This window comes from Aeromonas sp. Y289-2, from assembly GCF_027705925.1.
Classification (GTDB): domain Bacteria; phylum Pseudomonadota; class Gammaproteobacteria; order Enterobacterales; family Aeromonadaceae; genus Aeromonas; species Aeromonas veronii.
Map to the genome: position 1 here is coordinate 330,112 of NZ_JAPDCH010000003.1, position 8,353 is coordinate 338,464.

General features: G+C 54.3%; 5 protein-coding genes. 3 read left to right on the forward strand and 2 right to left on the reverse strand.

Going from position 1 to position 8,353, the window contains the following annotated elements; translation table 11 throughout:
- Positions 1-60: 60 nt before the first annotated feature.
- Positions 61-2,478, forward strand: a complete 2,418-nt coding sequence (locus OKC43_RS07960; protein WP_103250810.1) for a TcfC E-set like domain-containing protein — start codon at positions 61-63, stop codon at positions 2,476-2,478.
- Complete coding sequence (locus OKC43_RS07965; protein WP_236271623.1) at positions 2,465-3,670, forward strand: hypothetical protein; 1,206 nt, start codon at positions 2,465-2,467, stop codon at positions 3,668-3,670. Before OKC43_RS07960 ends, OKC43_RS07965 begins: the two co-directional genes overlap by 14 nt.
- On the opposite strand, the gene OKC43_RS07970 is transcribed toward OKC43_RS07965, so the two are convergent.
- The gene (locus tag OKC43_RS07970; RefSeq protein ID WP_236271624.1) at positions 3,667-4,305 is read right to left on the reverse strand and encodes a response regulator; all 639 of its coding nucleotides are present in this window, start codon (positions 4,303-4,305) and stop codon (positions 3,667-3,669) included. The two genes, OKC43_RS07965 and OKC43_RS07970, sit on opposite strands and share 4 nt — an antisense overlap.
- Positions 4,306-4,427: 122 nt before the next feature.
- Between OKC43_RS07970 and OKC43_RS07975 the strand changes: the two genes are divergently transcribed.
- Positions 4,428-7,871 (forward strand): ATP-binding protein, encoded by a 3,444-nt coding sequence (locus tag OKC43_RS07975; RefSeq protein ID WP_236271625.1) that lies wholly within the window; start codon positions 4,428-4,430, stop codon positions 7,869-7,871.
- Here the strand turns inward: OKC43_RS07975 and OKC43_RS07980 are convergent.
- Complete coding sequence (locus tag OKC43_RS07980; protein WP_042082561.1) at positions 7,845-8,135, reverse strand: hypothetical protein; 291 nt, start codon at positions 8,133-8,135, stop codon at positions 7,845-7,847. The two genes, OKC43_RS07975 and OKC43_RS07980, sit on opposite strands and share 27 nt — an antisense overlap.
- Positions 8,136-8,353: the final 218 nt, after the last annotated feature.

Sequence of the window (8,353 nt, forward strand, 5' to 3'; positions counted from 1 at the left end):
AGTATGTGGGGGTCATCAGGCCCCCTTTAATTGATATTCCAGGCATTCAGGTTGTTCTTCATGGTTCGTTCTCTTCTTCTCTTGCTCGGGTCGTTGCTCTCTGCCTCACTGGCGGCGGCAGACCCGGCACTGTTGCTGCAACAGGCGCGGCAGTTGCCAGAAGGGTTTGAAGCGCACTTTTTTGGTGTTCCCCTGATGGTGCGGGTGACCGTCGACGGTCGCCTGCTGGGGGATGGGGAAGTGCTGCTCGGGCGGGATAACTCGGTACAGCTGCTTTCACTGGTGGATGTGCAGGAGAGCGATTTTGACGAGGGGGCGCGTGAACGCTGGTTGAGCAAGCTGGGAGCCCAGCAGCCGCTCGGCGAGTGTGGCCGGACCTGTCCTGAAGGCATAGTGGGGTTGCAATACAGCCTGGAGGAGTCCCAGCTCTCGGTGCTGACCGGTGAGGTAGAACAGGAGGCACGGGATCAGCGCTTTATAGCATTGCCTCAAGAGAGCAGGGGGTTGCTGGTCCAGAACCAGCTGAACCTGGTACAGGGCAGTCAGCGCAACGGTCACTACAACCTGCAGCTGGAGGGCAGCTTGGGGCAGTGGACCCCCTTTATGGAGGGGGATGCCACTTGGCAGGAGGGGCAATCGAGTGAAGTGGGCCTGGCTCAGCTTTATGGCGAGCGACTCCATGAGGCCAATTTTTATCGCCTTGGTTTCTTCTTTCCCTCAGCTCAGGGGTTGGTACGTCAGCCGAACTACTACAGTGGCGCGACCCCCACCGTGCTCGGGATGATGTGGGGCAGTTCGGATCTGCTGCGCCGGGAGCGCGGTGTACCCAGTCTGGCGCCGATCCGGGTGGCTCCGGCCCGGCCGGGCATGGTGGAGATCTATCGTGACGGCAACCTGATCCAGTCCCAGCCGGTCGTATCGGGTTTGCAGGCACTTGATACCCGATCGCTGCCCGGAGGTATCTACGAGGTAGAACTGCGGTTGCTGGAGGATGGTCAGGAGACCCGCCGTTGGCGCGAGATGATCTACAAACCCTCCAACTGGCAGACGCCAGAGGAGCCGTGGCGCTTCAACCTGTTTGCCGGACGCCAGACCCGCTGGCTGGTACGCCAAGGTGATAGCGATTTGGAGGGGGCCAGTGGCGGCGTAGCGGTGAACCACCTGTTGCTTCCTTCGTTGGTGGTGGGGGCGGGTAGCCAGTATGTGGACAGACGGGCTCAGCACTCCCTCTCGCTCGACTGGGAGGCGACCAGTCAGCTTCACGGCTTTGCCTCTCTCAATCAGAGTGTTGGCATGGGGTGGGGCTACGATCTGCAGGGGATCTACTGGCATGGCAACAGCAGTCTGGTGGCCAGCCATTCGCGTAATCTGCGCAAGCAGGTTGAAGCAACTGCGGTGTCCAGTCTGTCACTGCAACAGTCGCTGGAAAAGTGGGGCTCCCTCAGTCTCTATGTTTCTCACCAGTCTGGTCGTGGCAATGGTGCTGATGTGGGGTGGCACTATAGCGATCGGTTGTGGGGGCGTTGGGTGACCTGGGGGGTGACCCTGTTCGATCGTCCCGGCAGCGAGAGCACGGCGCAGCAGCGGGATCGCGGTAGCACGCTGAGTCTCACTATCAACTTGGGGGGAGATGATCGCCAGTTGTCGCTGGGGCTGGGCAGCAATACCTCACGCTCGGGCGGTGCCCAGCGCAGCGCCTATCTCAACTACCAGCAGGAGGTGGATTGGGGGCCGCTGCGTCAGGTCAGCGTGGGCAGCACCCATGACAGCTATGGTACCGGTCTATCCGGCTATGGTCGTTTCGCGTCGTCCTGGTTGGGTGGCGACCTGTTTGCCCAGCACTCCTCCTATAACGCAGAGGTGACCGGCGGCGTCAACCTGGAGAGTGTGCTGGCGCTGGGGCATGAAGGGGATCTGGCGCTCGGTTTCCGCGATACGGGCGGCATGGGCAATGAGGCGGCGATGATCCTCGATATTGCGGCCGATGATGAGGCAGCGCGGATCCGGGTCAACGACGATCTGGGCAGCGTACAGACCCTTGGGCCCGGTCGTCATCTGGTCTCGGTGCCAGCCTTGCAAAGTGGCGCCTTGCAACTGGAGATGGCCGACCACGAGGGGATGCCACTCACCATCAAGCCCACCGTGCTCCCCTACCATCTTAATCGCGGCGGGGTGGGTTATGGCCAGGTGAATGCTGTGAGCACCGTTACTGTGATTGGTCGCCTGCTGGACGAGCAAAGCCAGCCGCTGCGTGGTGCCATGGTCAGTAACCCTATAGGGCGGGCATTTACCGAAAATGATGGCTTCTTTGCGCTGGAAGCGAGCCGACGACAGCCGCAATTTAGCGTGGAACACAATGGTACCCTCCATTGCAACAACTCATCAGGAGTGCAGAGCCGCACGGAGGCATCGGAGATTATTATATTGGGAGAGTTAATATGTTCACCAGGTGTGACTGTAAAAAATGAAAACCATTAAAATATTAGTTCTACTGATGTTTAGTCACTCTTCTTTGGCTGATGTGATTAATATTACTGCAGACTATAAACCTGAGAGCTATGAAGTGAGTGGTGGGCGTTTTATCAACACCACTCCGTGCGATGTCGGTCAACCGATTTCTTATTGTGACCCACAGAAGCCGCTAGAGTCATCGGTTATAGTAAAACTCCCAGTGTCGATAGCAAAAACAATAAATTCGGCGAAGGGTAAACAGAACTACCTAAGTTACTATCGACTTTCTGGTCCTAAAAAAGTGACGTTGACGAACAGCAACAATGGAGAACACCATGAATTGGCGTTTATTCCAACCAATATAGGTGCCAAGGTAATAAAAATGGAGTATCCAATTGTCAATAATAATAGATGGCCCATGCATACTATTGGTGGTGATTGCTATCAAAGCTTTAGTACTTGGGGGTGGTTCGGGTCTGTAGTAACTGGGCAACTTTTTTTATATTCTATTAATGATTTAGCTCAAAATGGTGCGTCTGAGTGCTATCACAATAGCCAACTTGGTGATGGAACATCATACTCTGTCGATTGGCTGAATTATGGCTTTCGTATCAAAGCACCTAATCCATTGACTATGTCAAACGGAAAGTATACCGGTAGTTTAAAAATAATGGTGGGGCGTAATAAGGATATTGACCTGGGTGATGCAACTTATTCTGGGGGAACAGAGCATGAACTTAAATTTACACTGACAGTCCGTCATCAATTGAAAGTTGATTTTCCCAAAGGAGATAGCGATGGCCATAGCCAAGTAACCTTATTGCCACCAGGTGGGTGGAGTAATTGGATTCATAGTGGAAAGCGAGAGCCAAGCATATTGCAGCAAGATCTTCCTTTTCGAATATGGTTTAGTGCCCCATTTACTGTCTCACTGCGTTGCCAATATCAATGGTCTACTAGTGGCGAGTGCGCATTAAAAGATAGCAAGGGGCGAACAGTGCCTTTAAAAACGCACTATGTTAACAGCATAAATGAAATATTTCTGTTGACTACAAATAAAACCAGATTTGTACTTCCTGTACAGGGAATTCCGGTTATCAATGCTGCCAGAGCGATTCGATTTCAGATTGTGGGTGGGACGGTCGCCGAGATGATGAAATACCCTGGCTCCTCCTTTAAAGGTGATGTTACCCTGATATTTGATGCGGCTATTGATTAATAGAGTCCGCTGCTTTTGGCATAGTCAAAGAGGGCGCTATCGCTGGTAATACCTAGTCGTATCATGGCGCTCTTTTTCTGGGTGCTGATGGTTTTGACGCTGCGATGAAGGTAGTCGGCAACCTGCGTGACCGACATGCCGCTGGCCAGCAGGCGTACAACTTCGCTCTCTTTGGCTGTCAGTGGGCTGATGTTGTCGTGATGGGCGAGGCCTGCATTGGCCAGCAGTACTTTTACCGCAGGGCCAATATAGCGATGGCCAAGCAATATTTGACGAATGGCATCTGCCAATTCAGTGACGACCGATTTTTTCAATATTAGGCCATTTATCCCGGCCTGAATAAGAGATTGCAATATGGCGTTGTTCTGGATTTGGGTCAGCACAATAATGGGCATATTGGGATAATCCCGACGCAACTGCTGGATCATGACCATACCATCGCAGCGGATATCTCCAGGCATGTTGAAATCGGTGATCAACAGATCGCAATGATGTTGCTGTAATAAATTAAGCAAATCAGATACCTGATATGCCTCGGCGACCACTTCGCAATTAGGGGTTATCTGTTCAATCAGGCTGCGGATCCCTGTCAGAATCAAGGGGTGGTCATCGGCAAGAATAATCTGGAAGGACATGGATGAGCCTCTTATAAAACGGTGAATAATATTCAGGCTATCAAAGCTTACATTTCTATACTACCGTGCGCACCCTATTTTTTCAGGTGCATATATCTTTTTATAAATATATGTGAATCGTTATGTCTATATATTGTTCGCTTATGTCATTAATCAAACGATTCATAATTATTGTCGCTGTTTTATCCTTGACGCCTTCCGTATTTTCGGCGGAGGTACATTCTGTACCAACGATTGAAGTGGGCATATTGGCTGGCGGATGGGGACCATTCCAGCAGTGGGACGGCAAGGTCGCCGCTGGATTCAGTGTTGAATTGATGGAGGAAATAGCCAAAAAGCTTGACTACCGGATTGCCTGGCAGGTTTACCCTGACTGGAAAACCATGTATGCCGATGCCTGCCGTGGCAAGCTGGATATCCTGCTCGATGCATTTAATTCTGAGGTGCGTCAGTGTGTCACCTATAGCCTACCTTACTACACTTCGCCGACTGTGGTGGTGGTGCGCCAGGACAGCCCCCTGTTTCGGGATGTGAGCCAGTTGCAGTCCGCCAGCATTGCCATCGAAAAAGGCTTTCTGACCGAGAAGCTGGTCAAGCTGCACTATCCCAATGTCACACCGCGACTCTTTGTCGATACGCACCGTGCATTGCAGGCGGTTGAGCAAGGTCGGGCAGATGCCTACATCGGTAACCTTCATGTGGCCAATCTGTTTATCGAGCGTCACCCGGCGTTGGCGGTGGTTGCCCAGTCTCCCTTGTTGATGGAAACCCTGCATCTTGGCGTCGCCAGCCAGAAACACACTCTTGCCATCCGGCTTGATACTGCCATTCAGTCGCTAACGGTCGAGGCGCGCAGTGAACTGGAGAAACGCTGGTTGGGGGAGAGCCTGGAGCCCAACTTTATGGGGCACAGTCATTTTTTACTGCGTCCTGATGAGCGTGGCTGGCTCTCGATGCTGCCACCGCTCAAGCTGGGGCTGATCCCCGGCTGGGTGCCCTTCTCCCATCTCGATGAGGAGGGCAATTCGGTCGGCTTGATAGCGGATTATCTGAAGGTGTTGCAAGAGAAGTTGGGGTTGGCTTACAGCCGAATATCGGTAAAGGATTGGCCTGACCTGCAACAGCAACTGCTGCATCACGAAGTCGACCTGGCGGTATTACCCGCTCGCATTATCGAGCGGCTGGTGGGTTGGCATGCCAGCGAACCCTTCGCATCATTCCCGATGGTGCTGGTGACGGCGCGCGGTAGTATTCCGATCGGGGATCTCTCTGATCTGGCTGGTAAAAAGCTGTTGCTGACCGACAGCATGCTGATCCCCCAGCTGAGGGCAATGGTGCCTGACCTTAAACTGATCACGACCAAGAGTGCCAACGAGGGGCTTGCTCGTGTCGCTGCGGGGCAGGGAGATGCCTATATCGGCAATCTGGTGGTGGTCTCCCGTCTTATCACCGAGCAGTTTGATGACCGACTTCATATTGCCGCGCCCACCCCCTTCAAGGATGAGTTGGCCGTTGCGGTACGTGAGCCTTACGTCCCCTTGCTACCCTTGGTCAACCGGGTGCTTGCCAGCATGAGCGACAAGGAGAAGCGCCAGATACGCAACAGCTGGCTGGCGCTCAATTACAGCGAAGGTATCCCCAGAGCGAAACTGGTGCGAACCCTGCTGCCCGCCGGGGTGGCAATCACGCTCTTTATTCTGGTGTTGTCGGTGGCTTACTGGCGGCTGCGTCAGGAGATAGTTCGTCGTCATCAGGTTGAGGCTGCATTGGCCAGAGCCAAGGCCAAAGCAGAGTCTGCCGCCACCCAGAAAGGAGAGTTTCTGGCCACCATGAGCCACGAAATTCGCACGCCCATGAATGGCATTATCGGTATGGCGGAACAGCTCACCTTTACCGAATTGACCCAGGATCAGCGCCAGATGGTGGAGGTTATCAACCGCGGTGCCCAGGGGTTGCATGCGCTGATCGACAACGTGCTCGACTTCGCCAAGCTGGAAGCGGGCAAGATGCAACTCGAAGAAGCGCCGTTTCTTGTCCGGGAGCTGCTTGACGGCGTGCTGACCATGACGGTGAGCGAAGTACATCGCAAGGGGTTGCGCGTCTACCTCTGGGCGGATGCCGGTGTGGCGGCCCGGGTGAGCGGTGATACGCTGCGTCTGCGCCAGATCCTCTTCAACTTTGTCAGCAATGCCATCAAATTTACCGAGCGGGGCTTTATCGAGATCTCGGTGCAACTGCTGTCGCAGGGGGAGGGGCAACAGCAATTGTGCTTCGGTGTGCGCGACAGCGGCATCGGTATGAGCCCAGAGGCGCTTGGCCGGATCTTCAATGCCTTTGAACAGGCAGAGAGCTCCACCACCCGCAGTTATGGTGGTACCGGCTTGGGCCTGAGTATCTGCCAGACCCTGGCCACCTTGATGGGTGGCGAGATCCGGCTGGAGAGTGCCCCTGGGCTGGGCACTTTCATCAGCCTGACGGTCACGTTGCCAGTGCTGGCACAGCGAGAGCCGGATCCTCGTCTCAATGGCGTGCAAGCCCACATCGATCTCCATGACGAGAAGCTGTGCCACACCCTGTTGTTGCAACTTGATGCCTTGGGGGTAACACGAACGTCGGAGTCTGGTGATGCTCAGTTGCGTTTCACAGACCATGAGTTGGCGGGCAACAGGGTCATCCGGGTGCTGCCGCTGGCAACCCCCCTCGGTTATCGTTGTGATGAGGAGGGTTGCACCCTCAACAGCAATCCCATGACCTGGCATGCCGTGCGGGAAGTTTGCTATCACCAGCTTGGCTTGAGCGATGGGACGGCAACGAAAGCGATGCGAAAGAGCGCACCCATGCAGCCCTGTCGGGTATTGCTGGTGGAGGATAATCCCCTCAACCAGTCGCTGGTAATACGCCAGCTCAGGCAACTTGGGATGAACTGCGATGTGGCAGAGCATGGCCAGCAGGCTCTCGAGATGGTCGCGCAGCATGCCTATGAGCTGGTGCTCTGTGACTGTCAGATGCCGGTGATGGATGGTTATGAGTTCACCCGCAGGATACGGGCTGCAGAGAAAGGCGAGCGGCAGCTGATCATCGCCATGACGGCCAATGTGTTGCCAGAACAGGCTGAATGCTGTTTTGCCGCGGGCATGGACGATCTGTTGGGCAAACCGGTGCTGCTGGATGCTCTGCACCAGATGTTGCAGAAGTGGCAGATCTTACCCGCGCCAACCTTGATTGATATTGCAGCTATGGAGGCATTTTTTGGTCATGGTGACAAGTTGCAGCAGATGTTTCCACTATTTCGCCAGGAGCTTGAACAGTCGATGGTGCAGGAGCCACTTGATGACAATGCATTGGCCAATTGGGTGCATCGTCAGGCGGGGACCATCAGCATGATGATGGCGCCGGAATTGGCTGAACAGGCATGGCGATTGGAAGAAAAAATCCGTCAGTTTGGATCGCCAGCTTGTACCGATGAGCTGACACGCTTTCGTACCCAATTACAGCAAATCATCGATGAATTGACGTTATTGAGCGAAAGAGAGGGGCATTCAGTTATCGAGGGAGAGCTGGAGTAAGGGGAACTGTTCGCTCATAAAATTGCGGGGGCTGTGGCCATTGCCTGCGGTGGCCAGCCATTCCCAATCCAGTTTTGGCGAGCCCGCTTTGAAGCGTTGATAGGCAACGCCCTGATGAATGGTCAGAAAGAGGGTCGTGGGGAGTCCCAGCTTGTTGCTGTAGCGCACCATCAGATCACCCTGATAGTCGTTGCTGATTCTGACTTTGAGCGCCTGCAGTGTCAGACCGGTGGCGTGACCATGCTCGTCCCAGACTTCAAACATGATGTGAACACTCTGATGTCGATGATGCCACGATGAGCAAGATGGGATGCAATTGCAACTGTCAGATCTGACAAGGTCGGAAAAGTGTGATGAGAATGGCATAAAGCGAAAACCCGGCGCGAGACCGGGTTTTCTTGAATGATGGTGGAGGGAGAAGGATTCGAACCTTCGAAGGCAGAGCCGTCAGATTTACAGTCTGATCCCTTTGGCCGCTCGGG